Genomic DNA, 18,845 nt, shown 5'->3' on the forward strand with positions numbered 1-18,845 from the left:
GGAGGACCGGACATCCCTACAAGGGCTGCACCCATCTCACCAGCCGCAACGCCGCAACTTGCGCCACAAACACAACCCCTAACCGAACGGCGTTGCGGATAACCCCGCCAGTTGGGGGTTCTCTGCTCTCATACCGACGAAGAACCCCCAACACGCGGGGGTATCCGGCGGTGTTGGGGCTCGCGGCTTATCGGCGGCGTACGGGGTGCGGCCCCGCCTCCTGGGAACATGTGGTGTCGACGTGCGCCAGGCGCTGAAGGGGACGGAATGACCGAGTACTTGCTGTTTCCGGGGCGGCATCATGTGTTGACCCGGTTCCAGGGTGAGTTCCTGCGGGCGCATGCGGAGCGGACCGTGGTGTGGGCCGTGACGTCGGCGAATCACCGGACCACCAAGCGGAATCCGGTCGGGTTCGATCGGCGGGAGGCGGCGATCGAGCGGTTCAGCGTCGCGGAGGGGATCCGGTCGCTGGTGGTCGGCGTGGTGGACACGCCACCGACCGACGACTTCGCCGAGGTGACGGTGAAGGCGATCGAGGCCGGCACCGACGATCTCGTCCGGTTGACTCCGGAGAACACGGTTGTCGCGTGCTCGACACCGGCCGTGAGCAAGCTGTACGAGAAGCTCGGGTACACCGTGATCGACGTCGAACCCGAAGACACGGCCCGCCCGTGGGACGTCCTGTTGATGATTGCCGCTGGCAACGAGCAGTGGAAGCACCTCGCGCACCCGGCGACGGTCGACGTCTTCGAACGGTACGCCCTGGACACGCACGTCGCGCGCTGCGTCAACGACCCGGTCGTCGGCGACGACGGTGGACTCACCACGACCCGCGACTACAAGACGTACGCCGACGCGTTCGAGACCGCGGCCGAACGGAAATGGCAGCAGATCAAAGACTTCGTCCAACCCGGGCGCATCCTCGACATCGGCTGCGCGACCGGCGCCACGCTGCAGCTCGTCGACCGCGACCCGCGCTTCCACGAGTCCGACCTGATCGGTGTAGAGGTCGCGCGGCACCTGTTCGCGGAATGCGAGCACAAGAAGGAACAGGGTCTGTTCAGCAACCCGAACGTGTACTTCTACCAGCGCAACATGCTCGGCTCGGCCGTCTTCCCACCGCGCTCGATCGACACCACGCTGACGCTGGCGCTCACCCACGAGATCTGGTCGTACGCCGACGGGTCGCAGCCGGCCACCGTGCAGCGGTTCGTCGACGCGTTGTTCGCGCATACGGCACCGGGCGGCGTGTGGATCAACTCCGACGTGTGCGGTCCCGATGAGCCGGACCGTTCCGTCGTACTGCGGTTGGACGACACCGACGGTTCGAACCCGGACGAGGTCGTCGAGTTGGAGGCACTCGCCGACGCCGCGTCGTACGTCGGCAAACTGTCGACGCGCGCGCGGTTCTTCCAGTTCGCGCACGACTTCCGGCGGAACGCGCGGGTCCCGTTCGAGTACGACGTACGCGGCGACGGGATCGTGCTGCGGCTGGCCGACGCGATGGACTTCCTCACCCGCAAGGACTACGTCGACAACTGGTTGAGTGAAACCCACGAACAGTTCTGCGGCCTCACCTTCGCCGGCTGGACCACCATCGCCGAACGCGCCGGCTTCACTGTCGCCCCCTCCTCCCGCGCCTGGCGCAACAACTGGCTCATCGACAACCGCATCGCCCCGGTAGCCGCCCTCACCACCCTCAACGGCACCCCGGTCGACTGGCCGGCGACCCACCAGCTCCTGATAGCCCGCCGCTAATTCGCGACGGATGTACGTGCGCCGGCCGGTTGTGGTCGTACGGCAGCTGGCGGACGCTCGTACGGCGACGCTCGTACGGTGGACGCTCGTACGGCGGACGCTCGTACGGCGGGCGGTGGCCGTACGCGCGGTGGCCGTACGGCTGGTGTTCTACGCCGAGTGCTCGCGCGACAGGTCCTGCACGCCGCCGCCTGCATCCGCGCCACTTGCCCACTGAAGTAGAGGGTTGCCCACTCAAATTTTGAATAGGCAACCCTCCACTTGAAGGGTTGCCCCCTGAAGTGGAGGGTTCGGCCGGGCGCGCGTACGGCGGGTGGTCACACGGCAGGTCGTCGTGCAGCAGGTCGTGCAGCAGGTCGTCGTGCAGCAGGGGGTCTCGCGGTGAGTCATCGTGCAGCAGGTGCGCACGCGGGGGTGCTCGTGTGGCAGTTGGTGCGCGGCGGGGTCAGGTCACTTCTAGGTGGAGGGTGCCGGCTTGGGGGCGGATGGTGAGGGTTTGGTGTGGGCGGTGGATCGTGAGCGGGAGTTTGGTGCTGAGGAAGGGATCGCACTGGACGGCGTGCGAGGTGCCGTTGGGGAGGGTGGCGAAGAGGATCCAGTCTGGGGGGTCAAGCGCCGATCTGCTGAGTGCTGACCTGCCGAGCGCGGATCCTTCGTGTCCTGACCCGCCGCGCACGGACTCCGCGCCCCCTGCCGTGGCGTGCGTGGATCCGTCGCGCGCCGGCGCGGTGAACGTTGAGGTCCCAGGCGCTGACACCTCGGGGGCGGCTGACGAGGTGAGGACGGGGGTGGCCGGGGTGCGGGATGCGGGGGTCAGGGCGGTTAGGTCCAGGGCGGCGGACCAGCCGTCGTCGGAGGTGGAGCGGCGGCAGGGGAGGTCGATGTGGTCGTCGGAGTCGGGGAGGTAGTGGCGCCAGTTGAAGTCGGCGTCGCCCCAGTCCGGGCCGCGGACGACCAGCATGTTGCCAGCGGCAACGGCTGCGGTTGCGGTCATGCGGATGGGTGATTCGTGCAGGTTGACGTAGCCGCCGGTCGATCGGGTCAGCATCACGACTCGGCCGCGTTCGGCGTGCGAGATCAGCCGGTCGCCGGCCGTCCACAACAGGACCTGCTCGCGACCTTCCGGATCACGAACGCGGAAGGCACGCGTCGTCCGCTGAGTGAACGGATCGTCCGGGTTGACCTCCGCCAGGATCGGGCCGATCGGCAGACGCGCGGTGAAGTCCCGGCCGTTCGCCTCCAGCGGTAAGGATTCCTCGCCACCCGACAGCGGCCGGCTCACGTACAGCGACGGCTGGTCGAATGCGGATCGTCCGTGCAGGATCAACGCGTCCGGCGTCTGCTCGACCGACGTCAGCCGGCACGGATCCGTCAACCGCCGGACGGCGAACGCGCCGTCCTTACCCGGCCCGGGCTGGATCCAGTTCAGGTCGTCGATCCACGCGCCCGGCGGCCAGCCGGGGCTGCCTGCCTTCGGCCCGCGCAGCAGGTCGCGTCGCCGCACACCGGCGGAACGGAGCCGTACGTCGAAGTGCGACGGGCCCGCCGTACATCGCGAGAGCAACTCCCGGCTGACGCGGACCTCGAACCCGACCAGACTCTGTTCACCACGCAGATCAGCAGCCGGAAAACGTCGTACTGGCAGCCGATGATGTTTGCCATCGACAACTAGTGACACGCGGAGCCGCGACGGCTTCGACTGCAGGTGGCGGATCTCGGCGGTGCCGCGGATCGACAGGTCACCGTCGATCCAGGTCACCTCACGGACGCTGGTCGCCAGCGTGAGGTCGGTGCGGACGACCGGCAGATGCTCCTGCGCCACCGATGGATCGATTGCGATCTTGTGCAACAGGTCGAGATCCCCGGACCGCAGCGCGGCAAACTGGAGTTGGGAGACGCGCGGCGAGTTCGCCAGCACCGTCGGTTCGAGCCGGTCGAGCAGTTGCGTCGTGAGCTCGACCAGATGTTCCTCTTCCGCGGGCGGAACGGTCCCGAACGCCGAGAGCATCGCGTGCAGGTCGATCTGCCGGAAGTGCGCATGGACCCGATGCCGGATCAGCGGCAGCGCGTCCTCGACCTCGTCCAGGACCATGAACGCCGAGGTCACCCGGTCGCGCAGGTTCGCGAGCTGGAACTTCTGCTGCGTGATCGAGTCGCCGGACTCGCGCTCGCGCCAGTAGTACACCGGTGCGGCGAGGGTGTCGACGGTCACCGCGTCCAGGTGCGCCTTCAGCGTCACCGGGTAGTCCTCGTAGCGGATCGCCGGGAAGCGGTACCCGTACTCGTCCCAGAACGATCGCCGGTACACCTTGTTCCACACCATCCGGTCCAGCACGAGTTGCGGCGTCTCGGAGATGTGCGTGGCCTCGCGATCGGCCGTGAACGCCTGCGCGTGCAGCCAGGACGGCCGTACGCCGTCACTGTTGTTGAACCGTCGCGCGTTGCCGCCCGCGAAGTCCGAACCGGTGCGATCCAGCGAGCGGACCAGCAGTCCGAACCCGTGCCGCGTCACCAGGTCGTCGCTGTCGACGAACGTGATGTACTCCCCCGTCGCGTGTTCGACGCCGGTGTTGCGTGCCGGACCGAGGCCCGCGTTCGGCTGCTCGACGATCCGGAACCGCGAGTCGCGCAGACAGAACTCCTTCGCGATCACCGCGCTGTCGTCCGGCGAACCGTCGTCGACCAGGATCGCCTCGAAGTCGTCGAAGGTCTGCCGCGCGATCGAGTCCAGGCAGTCCGCTATGTAGGCCCCCACGTTGTAGAACGGCACAACCACGCTGAGGCGTGCGGGAGGGCGGAGCCCGCTCACCGGTTCCGGATCCGGCGGGCGACCTTGCGGGCCACCACCTTCGGCTTGCGGACCTGGGCGGCGTGGAACAGCACGCGCGACACGGCGTACGTGCGGGAGGTGCGGATCCGGTCGTGCGCGACAGTCAGCCGCTGGAGCTGACCGCGGAGTTCGCGGATCCGGTTCTCGCGGGTCTTCATCGCCTTGTTGCGGAAGCCGAGCGTGCGCTCCAGGCCGAAGACATGCCCCTTGAGTTCGAACAGCTCGTGCTTGGCGGCTTCGGCGTCTGCGAGCACGGTCCGGACGTCGACCGGCGCTGTACCTGTCCCCAGCGCGGCAGCCAGCGCGGCAGCCAACTCCTTGCCGCGGGCAACCTGGTGAGCGCTGGCCGGGACGGTGTCGGGCGAAGTCGCCGGGAGCTGCGCGGGCGGCTCGACACCGGACATCCCCAGCCACACGGACACCAGTTCGTCGCCGAGCATCCATGGCGGCCACGGGTGCCGGCGGTGCTGCCCGACGAGCCGGTCGTGAAAACGGGACCAGGCGGCGGCGAGCAGATCCTCCGCGGGCACGACCTCCTCGGTCACCCACCCGGAGATCCCGTGGGCGAAGGACTCACCGTCGCAGATCACGTCGTCCCAGCGGACCAGCACACGCGAGTCGGTCACCCACTGGCCGAGGTCCGCGGCCAACTTCCGGAACGCCGGCACGTCCTCAGCCGCAGCCAGCCGGAACAGCACACTCTCCACCGATACACCCGACGGAATCGCCGCCGGCACAACGGTCCGATCGAAGGCCACCCCAGCCTTCACCACAGCCTCTCCCGCATCCGAGTCGCCCGTGTCCCAGGTATCCGTCAGCGCGAGGTCCCAGCCGGTGAGGGTCTGACTTGCGGTGAGGACCGCGCCTGCGGTCTCCGCGTAGATGTCGTGCTTCGGCTGCGCCCCGACGACGGCGAGCCACCCGGTCGGCACCGAGCCCAGCAGTCCGGCGCGCGCCGCGGTGTCCAAGCCTTCAGCGGCCGGCGACAGCAGCGGTACGTCGGCACGCTCCACCGCCGAACCCGCCAACCGGGTGGCGAACTCACCAGGTCGCGCCGCCCCGGCGACATCCGCACGGACAAACGCACGCGAAGCGAAGTCGGCATACACCTCGGCGGACCAAGGGAGTGCGGCGCGCAGTTGGTCAACCGACACCGGACGGGTCGGGTCGTCGTGCAACGGTCGCCACTCGTCGTCGCCGTGCCGCTCGTGCGCGGGCCTGCTGTCCAACAGGTTGAGCAGCGAGAACTCGTTCTCCAGACCGAGCACGACGACCGCGTCCGGGGCCGCCAGCGCGGCGACAGCAGCCAGCCGCTCGGTCCAGGACAGGTCGGCGCTGTCGTACCCCAGCAGCCGGTCCAGACCGTCGCTCGCGACAATCACGTCGTACGGCGACGTCTGCAACCCGTCCAGCGCACCGGCGACGACCTGCAGGCACGGCCCGAAGTCCTCGCTCAACTGCTGAGCGTCCGACACCGATCGAACCAGCATCGTCACGTCCGACGAATGCGCCAGCACCGACTCGATCAGCTGCGGCGCGTGTGGACCGAGGATCAGCGTCCGCCGGTTGGCCGGTACGACGTCGCTCAGCAGCGCGGCGAGTGCCGGCCGCGGGGCCGTGCGGTCACTCCACGGCTGCATCTCACCGCGGACCACCTGTACTCCGGAGGCCGTCTCAGACACGCTCTCTCCAATCGAACAGCGACCGCAGTTCCGCGGGCGGCATCATCCAGGGCTTGCCGAGCTCCAGGTCCGTGGTGGCCCGGGCAGCTTCGAGGTCGACGGTCTTGCCGAGCATCTCCGGCCAGAGCCGCTCGATCCGGCTCTGCCCGCCGAACAGCGGGTTCTCACCGTCCATCGCCATCGGGTCGCCGTACACGGCCGGTTCGCAGCCGGCAGCGACGCCGTAGAAGATCGCGGTCGACAACCGGTTCGCGGCGACGCGCTTGTGCTTGCGCAGCTCGGCGAGCTGCCGGTACAGGAACTGCCGGTCGGTGCCCTCGTAGGCGAAGCCGCGGCGCCCGAACGAGACCACGCGGAACCCGGCGTCCTCGTAGAACCCGCGCACCTCGGGCCGGTCGTACTCGGTGTAGTACAGGCTGAAGGTCACCGGGCCGGGCTCGGTCTCACGGATCTCGTCGATCAGCCGGCGGTGGTCGCCGTGGATCTTGCCGCCCTCCCAGCCGTGGAAGAGGAACCAGAGCGTGCCCTCGCGCTCGACCGGCTCCTCCGGCTCGGGCTCCAGCTCCAGCAGGTACAGGAACGGGGCGCCGATGCTGTGGTAGTTCCGCCGGCCGAGCGAGTGCCCGCGCCGCCGTGGCGCGTCGCTCCAGGTGAACCGCCAGGCGCCGTCGTAGAACTCGTGCACCGGGTTCCACCCGCAGCCGATGTTCCACCCGTGCTGGAGGTACCCGCGCAGCCGCGGCGGATGCTCGAAGTCGAACCCGGCGTACCGCGACAGGATGTGCGCCTGGCCGTAGTAGTGGTTGTGGTGATGCATCAGCGCACCTCGACGTGCAGAGTGCCGGCATGGGGTCGGACGGCGAGCGCATGCGTCCCGTGCGTGATTGCCAACGGCAACCGGCTGCACAAGAACGGCTCGCACTGAACGGCGTGTGCCGTCCCGTCCACGGTGGAGGCGAACAGGATCCAGTCGGCCAACGCAGCCAACGGATCGGGTGAGACCTGCACCGCGGTCACCGGGACCAGTGCGTCGACGTCGACGGTCGCGGACCAGCCGTCGGCGGACCGGGTACGGCGGCATTCGACGTCGAGGTACTCGTCGGAGTCGGGCAGGAAGCGCCGCCAGCTGAACGCGACGTCGCGCGCCTGCGTGCCCCGCACCGTCAGCTCCTGGCCGTCCGTCGCAGCTGCCACCGCGGTGGTCCGGATCGGTGACTCGTGCAGGTTCACGTAGCCGCCGGTCGACCGTGTCAGCGTGATCACGCGGTCGTCCACAACCCGAGTCGCCGCTGAGTCGCCCGCGGTCCACAGCAACACCCGCTGCTGGTCCCGGGGCCCGCGCACCCGGAACACCCGGGTGGTGCGCTGACCGAACGGGTCGTCGTGGTTCGCCGCGGCGAGCAGGTCGCGGATCGGCAGCCGCGCGGTGAAGTCGCGCCCGTCGAGCTCCAGCGGGATCTCTTCCTCACCACTGACGATCGGGCGGCTCAGGTACAGCTCCGGCTCGTCGAACGAGGCCGTTCCGCGCAGGACCAGCTCGTCCTCGGTGTGCTCGACCGCGGTCAGCCGGCACGGGTCGGTCAGCCGGCGCAGCGAGAACCAGCCACGCTGCCCCGGACCGGGCTGGATCCAGTTCGACTCGTCGATCCACGCGCCGGGCGGCCAGCCGGGGCTGCCCGGCCCCTGACCGCCGAGCATGCCCTGCCACTCCCGCTGTCCGGAGCGCATCCGCACCTCGAAGTGCGCGGGCGCTCCGGTGCAACAAGCCAGCAGCTCCCGATCCAGCAGCACCTCGAAGCCGACGAGGGTCTGGTCGCCGTGCAGGTCCAGCGCGGCGTAGCGCCGTACCTCCAGCGGGTACGACGTCTCACCGACGGCCAAGGCGATCTCGAGCGTCGACGAAGGCGACGTCTCGAGGTGGCGGATCTCCGCGCTGCCCTTGATCGACAGGCTGCCGTCGACCCACGCCACCGCGCGGACGCTGGTCGCGAGTGTCAGGTCCTGGTCACGCAGCTTGTACAGCGACCGCGGTACGGCGGACTCGCCCAGCCCCGGGTAGTTGTACTCGAGCAGGCGCGGCCGGCGTGGTCGCGGTACCGCACGCGCCCCGCCGCGCAGACCGCCCGAGTTCCGGAACACGGCCAGCCGGCGCAGCAGGTCGACGTCACCGGACCGCAGCGCCGCGTGCTGGATCCGGTCGTACCGATGCGTGGCCGCGAGGACGTCCTTGTCGAGCCGATCGAGCAACTCGCGGGACAGGTCCACCAGCGCCTGCTCGTCCTCCGGCGGAACGGTGCCGAACGCGGACATCAGCGTGAGTACGTCGATCTGCGCCAGGTGCGCGTGGGTACGCCGCCGGACGACCGGGATCGCGTTCGCCACCAGGTCGATCACCATCCCGGCCGACGTCACGCGATCGCGGATGTTGCCGAGCTGGAACTTCTGCTGCGTGATCGACTCGCCGGACTCGCGCTCGCGCCAGTAGTAGACCGGCTGCGGGATCGTGTCGACCGTCAGCGCGTCCAGGTGCGCCTTGAGCGCGACCGGGTAGTCCTCGTAGCGGATCGGGGGGAACGTGTAACCGTTCTCGGTCCAGAACGAGCGGCGGTACACCTTGTTCCACAGCATCCGGTCCAGGACCAGGTCGGGGAACTCGGTGACGTGCGTGGCGTGCCGGACCCGCGCGAACGGCTGCTTGTGCAGCCACGACGGCCGGACGCCGAAGCTGTTGTTGAAGCGCCGCGCGTTGCCGCCGGCGATGTCGGAGCCGGTGCGGTCCAGGGTGCGGACCAGAGCGGCGAAGCCGTAGCGCGAGACCAGGTCGTCACCGTCGACGAAGGCCAGGTACTCCCCGGTGGCCTCGCGGATGCCGGCGTCACGGGCCGGGCCGGGACCGGCGTTGTCCTGCTGGATCAGCCGGAACCGGGAGTCCCGGCCGCAGAACTCCTTGGCAATGACCGCACTGTCGTCCGGCGATCCGTCGTCGACCAGGATCGCCTCGAAGTCCGGCCACGCCTGCCGGGCGATCGAGTCGAGGCAGTCCCCGAGATACTCGCCGACGCCGTAGAAGGGCACCACAACGCTCAACCGCGGCGTCACTGCGACGTGTCCTCCCTCGCGGTGGGCGATGCCTACGTAGCCGCAACGAGGTGGACCGTGAGGAGGTTATGCATCGGCTCGAACCCGTAGCGGGCCCAGATGCGCTGGATGCCGGTCTGATGAGCCTGGGTGGTGACGACCAGCCGCCGCGTCGTGCACGCGTCCTCGACGGCGGCCAGCAGGTGGCCGTATCGCCCGCGGCCCTGCTCGGCGGGGACCACTCCGGACAGCTGGATCTCGGTCCACGACCCGCGCTCGTCCAGGACGGCCAGCGCCAGTACACGCCGGTCCGGTCCGCGCAGGACGACGGCACCTGCCTCGGCGATCCGCCGCCGCGCCCACTCCTGGCGGCCTGCCAGCGCGAGCGCCCGGTCGAACATCGGGTTGGCGCAGTAGTGGTTGCCGGAGTCGCCGAAGATGTCCGCGACCAGGTCGTCGATGAGGTCGTCGTCGAGCTGCGTCTCGTGCTGGGCGGTGAACCCGGCCAGCGGGGCGGGTCGCCTGCCCTTGCCGACGGGCAGCGCCCAGCAGGTGACGGTCTCGGCCAGCAGGGCCCGCCGCGGTCCGGCGGCGAGCGCGGCGAACCAGGTGGTCTCGCGGGCCGGGTAGCGCAGCACGACCACGTCGGCGGTCGACCGCTCGACCGCGGCCAGGACGTCGGCCAGCGGGGTTCCGGCCGATGCGGACACCGACATCCGGTCGATGGAGACGCCGAACCGCTTCGCCGCGTCCACGGACGGCCGTACGGTCAGCTCACCGGCCTCGAGGGCGTCGTACCAACTCATAGCCCGTCGAGCTTAAGCCATCACGCCCGCGCGGTCTTCACGGGGAGTGACACGTTGCATTCGTGGCGCGACTGATTTCACATTAGTGTTACGGCATGCGCGCGAAAGCGAGGCGGCGGGGGCCGCGGACTGCGGGCCCATCGCTTTCCGGACTGGCCGCCGGGCTCGCCGTGATCGTGCTCGGGATCGTGCTGCTCGCGCTGCATACGACCCTGTTCGAGCTGGCGCGTTTCGTGCTCTTCACGACGCTGGCGGTCGCGCTCCCCGGATTCGCCCTCTGGCGGCTGATCGGCGGGTACCGGCGCAACCTGGTCGAGGACTTCGCCGCCGGATTCGCGGTCGGTACGGCGGCCCAGGTGCTGGTGTATCTCGCGAGCGCGTCGATCGGGCTGCAGGCGTGGTCGTGGGTGTGGGCGCCTGTCGTCCTGCTGGTCACGTTCGTCGACGGGGACGTCCGCGCGCGGGTCTGGCGGCGCGTCGAGCGGCCGCTGCGCCCCCTGCAGGCCTGGCTGCTCGCCATCTCGACCGCCGTGGTTGTTTTGATCGTCTACCGGCGCGGTCCGGGGCAGTTCCTGCCGGCGTACACCGATCCGCTCCGCGCTTACCCCGATCTGGCCTTCCAGCAGGCGCTGGCCGCGAGCGCGAAGTACGACGTACCGATCTCGACACTGTGGCTCGGTGGCGAGCCGATGCGGTACCACACGTTCTTCCACCAGGCGACGGCCGCGACGCAGTGGGGTACGCGGATCGACCTGACGGATCTGATCCACACGCTGAGCTGGCTGCCGCTTTTCCTGGCCGGCTGCGGCCTGGTGTTCGCGCTGACCAGCCGGCTGGCGCCGACCGCCGAGTCCGGTGCCACGTGGGCCGGTCCGCTCGCGGTGTTCGTCGCGGGCCTCGGTGGAGCAGTGCAGCCGCTGGCGGACACCGGGCTGGGCGGTATCTCGACCGCGGTGGCTGCGTACCTCAGTCCGACGCAGAACCTCGGCGTACTGATCGCGCTGGCGTTCTGCGTGGTGGCAGTGGATCTACTGCGAGCAGACGGTCGGCCACGCACGCGGTGGGTGCTGCTGGTGCTGCTCGCGCTGATCGCGTCCGGGGCGAAGTCGACGATCCTGCCGCTGGTGGGCATCGGCTTCGCGTTCGCGTTCCTGCACCTGGGGCTGGCACGGCGTAGTACGCGGCCGGCGTTCCTCGGCGGGCTGCTGTGCCTGACGGTCTTCGTGGGCGCGTTGATCGCGATCTTCAACGGGAGCACGTGGGGCACGCAGATCAAGCCGTTCGAGACGTTCGTCCAGCTGGCGCCGTACCAGCTGCTGCTGTCGAATCCGCACGCAGAGCTGCTGTCCGGGGCCACCACGCTGCTCAGCTGGGTCCTGGCTGCATCGGGCCTGTTCTTCGTGGGGCGACGGTGGCGGGACACCGGTGCGGTGTTCCTCGCGGGCGTAGCGGTGGCAGGGCTGCTCGGGACGTTGCTGACGACCCAGTCCGGTGTCAGCCAGCTGTACTTCCTGCGGACCGCGTTCCCTGTCGTCGCCGTCCTCGCGACAGTCGGCCTGGCGAACCTGGTCGGACGGCTCAACGACCGGCGGGCAGTAGTACTGGTCGGTGCGGCCGGGCTGCTCGGGCTGGCGGCCTTTGCGGTAGCGCGTACCGCTTCGGCGGACCTGCCGGGCATCAAGGGGCCGTGGCTGTGGAGTGTCGCTGCTGTCGCTGCTGTCGCGCTGCTGGTGGCTGTGGGCTGGAAGCTGGCGCACCGGCCGGGGAGCTTCTTTGTCGCACTGGCCGGCGCTGCAGTGGCCGCCTGCATGATTGGCGCGGCTCTGGTGCCGCTGCAGGCGTTCGTCTCGGACAAGGCGTCGAACCTGGTCTTCGCGCACCCGTTCCGCGGCGGCGCGACCGCGGCCGAGGCCGGTGCGGCGCGCTGGCTGCGGCGCAACAGCGCGCCAGGCGACCTGATCGCGACCAACGCGCACTGCATCATCGAACGCGACGGTCTGTGCGACAGCCGGCACTTCTGGCTGGCTGCGTTGTCGGAGCGCCCGGTGCTGATCGAGGGCTGGTCGTACTCCAACCAGGCCAACCGGATCGCCCTCGCAAATGACGGCAACCCCAGCCTGATCCCGTACTGGAACCGCTCCGAACTGGCCGCCAACGACCTGGTCTTCAAGGCGCCGACGCCGACCGCGATCCAGCGCCTGCGGGAGTCCGGAGTGCGCTGGTTGTTCGCCGACCACCGCGCCGGCCAGGTCTCTCCGTCGCTACGGAATTACGTCCGACTGCGGCACGCCACGCTGGACGCGACGATCTACGAGATCAGGTGAGCCGCAGCAGCGCGCCGGCGACCCGCTCCCGCCCACGGCCGTCCACCAGCTCCCACCCTGCTCTCGCCAACCGGCCACGCTCCGCCGGGTCGCTCAACAGACGCTTGAGCGTCCGGTCGGCTGATGAAGTGTCCTGCTGCAGCGCACTGAGCAGGCCGAGCCCGGCGGCCGCACCCGTGTCGACGGCACGCTCGTAGCCCATCACCTGATTGTCGACCACGCAGACGAGCGCTGCAGTCGCTCCGAGGCACAACAGCTCCCACGTCGACGTACCGGACGCACTGATGGTCAGGTCGGCCTCGCGGACCCGGGCGGCCAGCTGGTCGGTCGGACCGATCACGTCGAGGTGCTGCCCCGGTTGCAGGTCCACCGCGGCGAGCCGCGCGGCCAGATCGGGTGACGGCGCGACCACAGTGGCGTCGAAGGGGTGGCCCGTCGCTGCCAGCGCCTGGGCGACGTACGGCCCGGCACCGAACGCGTCCGTACCGCCGAAGAAGGCGAACACCTTCGGTACGGCGCTCTGCCGGTCGGCAGGCGGCGTGGCAGGACGGTGCTGGAGGATCTCGTCACGCAGCATCACGTACTGCAGGCCGGCGAGCCGGACCGAGCCGCTCGGCAGCGGCGGATCGTCCTGCTCGGCTCCGAGGTTCTGATCGACCAGTACGTCGGCCTGCGCGCCACGGAGATCACCGTCGACAATCGCGAGCGTCGGCAGACCGGTGGCGCGGACAGCCGGGTAGACCGCCGCGTCGAGGTCGTAGGAGTCGAACACGACCGCGTCGAGGCCCAGGCGCTTGAACAGCTCCACGTGCTCCTCAGGGCTGTACACCGCCCGCTCGATGGCGATCCCGCGGGTGGCGATCTGCTCCGCCGCCCACGGCACGGTGTGCGCATCACACACGAACACCAGCTCGGCCCCGCGCCGCCGCACCTCCTCCGCCAGCGCGAGGCATCGCATCACATGCCCGATCCCCCGGCCCGGCCCGACATCACACCGCACCCCGACGCGTTTCACGCCCCGACCGTACCTGCCGCCCCGGCGCACCCTCGGAGCGCCCGGACCACCGGTCCGACAGCGGCCCGACGGACCCGCTCGATGGCCCTTTCGCGGTCGAGCAAACGTGCCGGACAGGCGTCAAGGGGTAGCGGATTGAGGAAAGCGTTGACGAGGCAGTTATTGTTCGATGGTTCGAACCCGGGTGCGCTGCTCGGAACTGTCGTCAGAAGGGTCCGCTCGCGTGTCAATTCTCACCGGCTCCGACATCCTGGTCACCGGAGGAACCGGCTCGTTCGGCAAGACCTTCATCCGGCACGTGCTGACCCACCTGGATCCGCGCCGCGTGATCGTGTTCAGCCGCGACGAGCTGAAGCAGTGGGAGGTCCGCCAGTCGTTCGGCGACGACCCGCGGCTGCGGTTCTTCATCGGCGACATCCGCGACCGCGCCCGGCTGAACCGGGCCATGCACAAGGTCGACTACGTCGTCCACGCGGCCGCGCTGAAGCAGGTCGACAGCGGCGAGTACAACCCGTGGGAGTTTGTCCAGACCAACGTCGTCGGCTCCCAGAACGTGATCGAGGCGGCCATCGACTCGGGCGTGAAGCGGGTCGTGGCGCTGTCCACCGACAAGGCGTCCAGCCCGATCAACCTGTACGGCGCGACCAAGCTGACCGCGGACAAGCTGTTCATCAACGGCAACCACTACGCGGCGGCGTACGACACCCGGTTCTGCGTCGTCCGGTACGGCAACGTGATGGGCAGCCGCGGCTCGATCATCCCGAAGTTCCGCTCGCTGCACCTGGCCGGCCAGCCGCTGCCGATCACCGACCTGCGCTGTACGCGGTTCCTGATCACGCTGCCGCAGGCGGTCGAGTTCGTCGTGGACTCGTTCGACCTGATGTCCGGCGGTGAGCTGTACGTACCGCGGATCCCGTCGATGAAGGTCACCGACCTGGCCGAGGCAATCGCGCCCGGCGCGGCGATGGTCGACGTCGGCCTGCGCCCGGGCGAGAAGCTGCACGAAGAGATGATCAGCCCGGAGGAAGGCCGCCGCGCGCTCGCGACCGGCGACCGGTACGTCCTGCAGCCCGACCTCGGCACCTGGGGCTACGAGCCGCCGGCCGACGGTCACCCGGTGCCGGACGGCTTCCACTACGCCTCCGACACCAACGACCAGTGGTACTCGATCGACGAGATCCGCAAGATCCTCGAGAGCGACGTGTGACGTGCTGCCGTACGGACGCCAGTCGATCGCGGAGGAAGACATCGAGGCAGTCACCGCCGTACTGCGCGGCGACTGGCTGACCACCGGCCCCGCGGTCACCGCCTTCGAGCAGGCGATCTCCGAGCTTGCCGGCGGCCACCGCGCGGTGAGCTGTACGTCGGGCACGGCCGCACTGCACACGGCGTACGCCGCGCTCGGTGTCGGACCGGGCGACGAGGTCGTCACCACGCCGATGACGTTCGTGGCGACGGCCTCCTGCGCCGCGCTGCTCGGGGCGAAGATCGTCTTCGCCGACGTCGACTACGAGACCGGCCTGATCGACCCCGACGCGGTCGCGGCGGTGGCGACGGAGCGTTGCAAGGTGATCGCGTCGGTTGACTACGCCGGCCAGGCGGCCGACTACAAGGCGCTGCAGCCGCTGGCCGACCAGGTGGGGGCCTACACCCTGTCCGACGCGGCGCACTCGGTCGGCGGTTCGGCCGACGGACGCCCGGTCGGTGACCTCGCCGACGTCACCACGCTGTCGTTCTTCCCGACCAAGAACCTGACCACCGGCGAGGGCGGCGCGGTCGTCTGCAAGGACCCGGAGATCGGTCAGCGCGCCCACGAGTTCCACTTCATCGGCCTGGTCCGCGACCCGTCGCGCTTCGAGATCACCGACGAGGGCCCCTGGCACCAGGAGGTCCACGAATACGGCGTGAACTACCGCCTCACCGACCTCGGCGCCGCGCTCGGGCTGTCCCAGCTCCGGCGGCTCGCGGAGTTCAAACGCCGCCGGGCCGAGATCACCGCGCGTTACAACGCGGCGTTCGCGGACGTGGACGGACTGCGGACGCCGGTGCAGCGGCCCGGCGTCGACCCGATGTGGCACCTGTACCCGGTGCGCGTGCTCGGCGGGCGGCGGCGCGCGGTGTTCGAGGCGATGCGGGCGGCCGGGATCGGCGTCCAGGTGAACTACATTCCGGTCTACTGGCACCCGGTCTTCGCCCACCAGGGTTACCGGCGCGGCCTGTGCCCGAACGCCGAGCAGTACTACGCGGAAGAACTGTCCCTCCCGCTCTTCCCGGACCTCACCGACGGTGACGTGGACCGGGTGATCGAGACGCTCCTGAGACTGGTTGGTTAACGTGTCCGATGTGACCCGATCGAATCTGATCGGCGGAGAGATGCTGAACTGGTCGGATCTGCATCCGGTCGACGCCCGCCCGGCGGCCGCCGGACCGGCAGCCACAGCACTCCTGGCCGCCGCCCTCCACCCCGATGACGCTGTCCTGATCGCCGGTCCGCACGACGCGGACCTGATCACGGACGTCGCCGCGCGGGTCACATCTGTCGACCTGCTGCTGCGGTCGGCCCCGGACGCCGAAGAACTCGCCGAGCTGCTGTCGGAGACCAAGGGAGAGGTGTTCTGCGGCTCCCTCGACCGGTTCGCCGGCGAGCACCTCGCCCCGGACGGCCAGCTCAGCAACGGGTACGACGTGATCGTCGCGCTGGACGGTCTGGAGCGGCTCGTCGGACCGGACACCGCCACGCTTCCGTGGGCGCAGGCCCTCGACCGGCTGCGCGCCCGGCTCCGGCCGGGCGGCCGGCTGCTGCTCGGCGCCCCGAACACGTTCGGCTTCGGCCGCCTGGTCCAGCCCGACATCACCGCCGCGCTGCCGCGCGACGAGGACTGGGGCCGCGACGTCGCGGACCGGACCCCCGCGGGGCTGAAGTCGCTGACCGCGGTCCTCCAGGCGAGCGGCCTCACGGTCGACCGGTTGTACGCCGTCTTCCCCTCGCTCGTGCAGGCCGACGTCGCGTTGACCTCGCTGGACGGTTTCGCGCCCGTGGTGGCCGCCCGCGCTGTTGCTGCCGGCAACGGCGGACCGTTGCTGATGGATCCGTACCGCGTCGTGATGGACGCGGCGGAGGCAGGCCTGGCCTTCGAGTTGGCGCCCGCGTGGTATTTCGTCGTCGGCACCGAGCCGCCGGCGGTCCTGCCGGAAGGCGTCGTACCGGACGGTGCGGGTGTGCTGCTGGAGGAGCACCTGCTCACCGCGATGAAGTACGACGATCACGCGGAGTTGCGGCGGATCATCCCGGAGTACGTCGCCTGGCTCGGCGCGGGTGGTGCCGGGTCGCCGGACAACGTGATCTTCGACGGGACGTCGTACCGGCTGTTCGGTGAGCCGCAGGACCTGGACGTCGTCGGGCATCTGCGCCGGTTCGCGGAGCGCACGCTGGAAAGTGGCTCGCGGCAACCATGGCCCGCGGCGGGCGATCCGCACCTGCTCACCTCCCGGCTCGCGTCGATGGCCGGGATCACGGTGCCGGAGCAGAGGTTCCGGCGCGCCGAGGTGATTCGCCCGCTGGGCAGCGCCGAGCAGCTGACCACCGTCGCCCGGCTGGCCGAGGAGCTCGCGCACGCGAGTGCTCGCGCGATCCTCTTCGAGGGCACGGCCAGCGGTCTGCGCCGGTCCAAGCCGTACCGCGTCGGCCACGCGATCCTCGGGCCCGCCCGCGAAGTCCGTCGCCGGCTCAAGCGCGCCCGGTGGAAGATCAAGCGCGCCGTGCGGAAGGTCCGGCGTCGCTGATGCACCACGCGAACCACTTCTACGGGCACGCCAACATCATGGCGACGTACGCCGGTCTCGCGAAGCCGCCGCGGATCTGGGGCTACCTGCAGCACGGCTGGAACATCCTGGACGGCTTCGCGCACGGCACGGCCTTCGCGCCCGGGACGCCGAAGTTCGTTTGGTCCGACAACGTCCGCCGCCGCGGGCACGCGCTCGGCCTGCGCAACTACTCGGTGATCGGCTCGGTCTGGCTGTACCTGCTCAAGGCGTACCCGGAGCTCGCGACGCCGGACCCGCGCGCCAAGGGCACAATCTTCTACCCGTTCCACGGCTGGGAAGGCCAGAACGTGCTCGGCGACCACGGCCGGATCGTTGCCTCGATCAAGGAGCACGAGACCGGCCCGGTAACCGTCTGCCTGTACTGGAACGAGTACGAGAAGCCCGCGATCCGCAACGTCTACAAGGACGCCGGGTTCCGCGTCATCACGCACGGGTACCGCGGTCTGCACTGGCGGCAGGTCGACGCGAAGTTCCTGGTCAAGCAGCTGCGCGAACTGCGCCGGCACGAACGCGTCGCTTCCAACCGGCTCAGCTCCGCGGTGCTGTACGGCGCCTCGCTCGGCCTGAGCGCCGGGGTCTACGGTGATCCCATGGTGCTGGAGAACGAGCACCCGTCGTTCGGCGGGCAGGCCCGGATCAAGCGGCTCTGGCCGGAGATGGACCAGCCGTATGTACCGGCCGACCTCGCGGCCGAGTTCACCAACACCGAACTGGGCGTCGACCACCTGGCGGGACCCGCGGAGATCCGGGAGATGTTCCGATGGAACAGCTGACAATCGGCATCGTCACGCAGGTCCGCGTGACCAGCACGCGGCTGCCCGCCAAGGTCATGCTCACCGTCGGCGGCAAGTCGTACCTCGAGCACCACCTCGACCGGCTCGACCGCACCGGCCTGCCGGTGATCGTCGCGACCACCGTGAACGAGGACGACGACGTGGTCGCGCAGTTGTGCGCCGAGCGCGGCGTGCCGGTGTTCCGCGGCAGCGAGGCCGACGTGCTCAGCCGGTTCGCCGGTGCCGCCCGCGAGCACGACCTGGACGCGATCGTCCGGGTCACCTCGGACTGCCCGCTGATCGATGCGGAGATCGTTGCCGCGGGCGTCGATCGGTGGCGGGCCGAGAACGACCCCGACCTGTACCTCTCGAACTGCCTCGAGCGCACCTACCCGCGCGGCATGGACTTCGAGATCTTCTCCGCCGCCCGGCTGTACGACGCGGAAGCGAAGGCGACGCTCAAGGCCGATCGCGAGCACGTCACGCCGTACCTGCACCAGAACCGTTCCGGCGAGATCCGGCTGCTGAACCTGCCGTGGACCGAGCGGACGTCCGGCAAGGACGCGTCGCAGTACCGGCTGACACTCGACACCGCCGACGACTGGAAGTTGCTCGACGCCCTGATCGAGGACTACGACGCGACCCGGCTGAGCTGCGCCGAGCTGGTCGCGATCCTCGACCAGCAACCGGAACTGGTCGCGCTGAACGCGCATATCGAACAGAAGAAACTCGGCGAGTAGCAGCCCGTTCGCGC

At 69.7% G+C, this 18,845-nt stretch carries 14 protein-coding genes; 8 read left to right on the top strand and 6 right to left on the bottom strand.

Going from position 1 to position 18,845, the window contains the following annotated elements:
* The first annotated feature begins 267 nt into the window (after positions 1 to 267).
* Complete coding sequence (locus tag AB0B82_RS27015; RefSeq protein ID WP_360174240.1) at positions 268 to 1,758, top strand: class I SAM-dependent methyltransferase; 1,491 nt, start codon at positions 268 to 270, stop codon at positions 1,756 to 1,758.
* Between the two features lie 10 nt (positions 1,759 to 1,768).
* Positions 1,769 to 1,975 carry a hypothetical protein gene (locus AB0B82_RS27020; RefSeq protein ID WP_360174243.1) on the top strand — a complete coding sequence of 69 codons (207 nt, stop codon included), beginning with the start codon at positions 1,769 to 1,771 and terminating at the stop codon, positions 1,973 to 1,975.
* A gap of 228 nt (positions 1,976 to 2,203) precedes the next feature.
* On the opposite strand, the gene AB0B82_RS27025 is transcribed toward AB0B82_RS27020, so the two are convergent.
* Genes AB0B82_RS27025 through AB0B82_RS27045 form a run of 5 tightly spaced genes read right to left on the bottom strand, consistent with a single transcriptional unit; the run spans position 2,204 to position 10,154 of the window.
* Positions 2,204 to 4,567: a glycosyltransferase family 2 protein gene (locus tag AB0B82_RS27025; RefSeq protein ID WP_360174246.1), complete on the bottom strand. Its 2,364-nt coding sequence runs from the start codon at positions 4,565 to 4,567 to the stop codon at positions 2,204 to 2,206.
* A complete protein-coding gene (locus tag AB0B82_RS27030) occupies positions 4,564 to 6,270 on the bottom strand; it encodes a hypothetical protein (protein WP_360174249.1) in 1,707 nt (568 codons plus the stop codon). Before AB0B82_RS27030 ends, AB0B82_RS27025 begins: the two co-directional genes overlap by 4 nt.
* Entirely contained in the window at positions 6,263 to 7,087 is an 825-nt protein-coding gene (locus AB0B82_RS27035; RefSeq protein ID WP_360174252.1) for a hypothetical protein, read from the bottom strand. Before AB0B82_RS27035 ends, AB0B82_RS27030 begins: the two co-directional genes overlap by 8 nt.
* Positions 7,087 to 9,369, bottom strand: coding sequence for a glycosyltransferase (locus AB0B82_RS27040; RefSeq protein WP_360174255.1), 2,283 nt, complete (start codon positions 9,367 to 9,369; stop codon positions 7,087 to 7,089). The genes AB0B82_RS27035 and AB0B82_RS27040 overlap by 1 nt, the downstream gene beginning before the upstream one ends.
* 32 nt (positions 9,370 to 9,401) lie before the next feature.
* Positions 9,402 to 10,154, bottom strand: coding sequence for an N-acetyltransferase (locus AB0B82_RS27045; RefSeq protein ID WP_360174258.1), 753 nt, complete (start codon positions 10,152 to 10,154; stop codon positions 9,402 to 9,404).
* A 95-nt stretch (positions 10,155 to 10,249) separates the two neighbouring features.
* On the opposite strand from AB0B82_RS27045, the gene AB0B82_RS27050 reads away from it, so the two are divergent.
* Positions 10,250 to 12,478, top strand: coding sequence for a hypothetical protein (locus AB0B82_RS27050; RefSeq protein ID WP_360174261.1), 2,229 nt, complete (start codon positions 10,250 to 10,252; stop codon positions 12,476 to 12,478).
* Here the strand turns inward: AB0B82_RS27050 and AB0B82_RS27055 are convergent.
* Positions 12,471 to 13,493 (bottom strand): spore coat protein, encoded by a 1,023-nt coding sequence (locus AB0B82_RS27055; RefSeq protein ID WP_360174264.1) that lies wholly within the window; start codon positions 13,491 to 13,493, stop codon positions 12,471 to 12,473. The genes AB0B82_RS27050 and AB0B82_RS27055 overlap by 8 nt on opposite strands.
* A gap of 223 nt (positions 13,494 to 13,716) precedes the next feature.
* On the opposite strand from AB0B82_RS27055, the gene pseB reads away from it, so the two are divergent.
* From pseB to AB0B82_RS27080, 5 genes are read left to right on the top strand one after another with little or no spacing between them, the layout of a single operon-like run.
* Positions 13,717 to 14,700, top strand: coding sequence for a UDP-N-acetylglucosamine 4,6-dehydratase (inverting) (gene pseB / locus AB0B82_RS27060; RefSeq protein WP_360174267.1), 984 nt, complete (start codon positions 13,717 to 13,719; stop codon positions 14,698 to 14,700).
* 1 nt (position 14,701) lies between these two features.
* Complete coding sequence (locus AB0B82_RS27065) at positions 14,702 to 15,826, top strand: aminotransferase class I/II-fold pyridoxal phosphate-dependent enzyme (RefSeq protein ID WP_360174270.1); 1,125 nt, start codon at positions 14,702 to 14,704, stop codon at positions 15,824 to 15,826.
* A 10-nt stretch (positions 15,827 to 15,836) separates the two neighbouring features.
* Positions 15,837 to 17,276, top strand: a complete 1,440-nt coding sequence (locus AB0B82_RS27070) for a hypothetical protein (RefSeq protein ID WP_360174273.1) — start codon at positions 15,837 to 15,839, stop codon at positions 17,274 to 17,276.
* A complete protein-coding gene (locus tag AB0B82_RS27075; RefSeq protein ID WP_360174276.1) occupies positions 17,276 to 18,091 on the top strand; it encodes a hypothetical protein in 816 nt (271 codons plus the stop codon). The genes AB0B82_RS27070 and AB0B82_RS27075 overlap by 1 nt, the downstream gene beginning before the upstream one ends.
* The gene (locus AB0B82_RS27080; protein WP_360174278.1) at positions 18,079 to 18,831 is read left to right on the top strand and encodes a glycosyltransferase family protein; all 753 of its coding nucleotides are present in this window, start codon (positions 18,079 to 18,081) and stop codon (positions 18,829 to 18,831) included. The genes AB0B82_RS27075 and AB0B82_RS27080 overlap by 13 nt, the downstream gene beginning before the upstream one ends.
* Positions 18,832 to 18,845 lie beyond the last annotated feature (14 nt).

This window comes from Kribbella sp. NPDC048915 (assembly GCF_040649595.1).
GTDB lineage: Bacteria > Actinomycetota > Actinomycetes > Propionibacteriales > Kribbellaceae > Kribbella.

What these genes read in the sequence shown, in the direction of transcription:
- AB0B82_RS27050 (WP_360174261.1), top strand. Translation starts at nt 10,250, where the DNA reads ATGCGCGCGAAAGCGAGGCGGCGGGGGCCGCGGACTGCGGGCCCATCG.
- AB0B82_RS27075 (WP_360174276.1), top strand. Translation starts at nt 17,276, where the DNA reads ATGCACCACGCGAACCACTTCTACGGGCACGCCAACATCATGGCGACG.
- AB0B82_RS27015 (WP_360174240.1), top strand. Translation starts at nt 268, where the DNA reads ATGACCGAGTACTTGCTGTTTCCGGGGCGGCATCATGTGTTGACCCGG.
- AB0B82_RS27080 (WP_360174278.1), top strand. Translation starts at nt 18,079, where the DNA reads ATGGAACAGCTGACAATCGGCATCGTCACGCAGGTCCGCGTGACCAGC.
- AB0B82_RS27035 (WP_360174252.1), bottom strand. Translation starts at nt 7,087, where the DNA reads ATGCATCACCACAACCACTACTACGGCCAGGCGCACATCCTGTCGCGG.
- AB0B82_RS27020 (WP_360174243.1), top strand. Translation starts at nt 1,769, where the DNA reads ATGTACGTGCGCCGGCCGGTTGTGGTCGTACGGCAGCTGGCGGACGCT.
- AB0B82_RS27045 (WP_360174258.1), bottom strand. Translation starts at nt 10,154, where the DNA reads ATGAGTTGGTACGACGCCCTCGAGGCCGGTGAGCTGACCGTACGGCCG.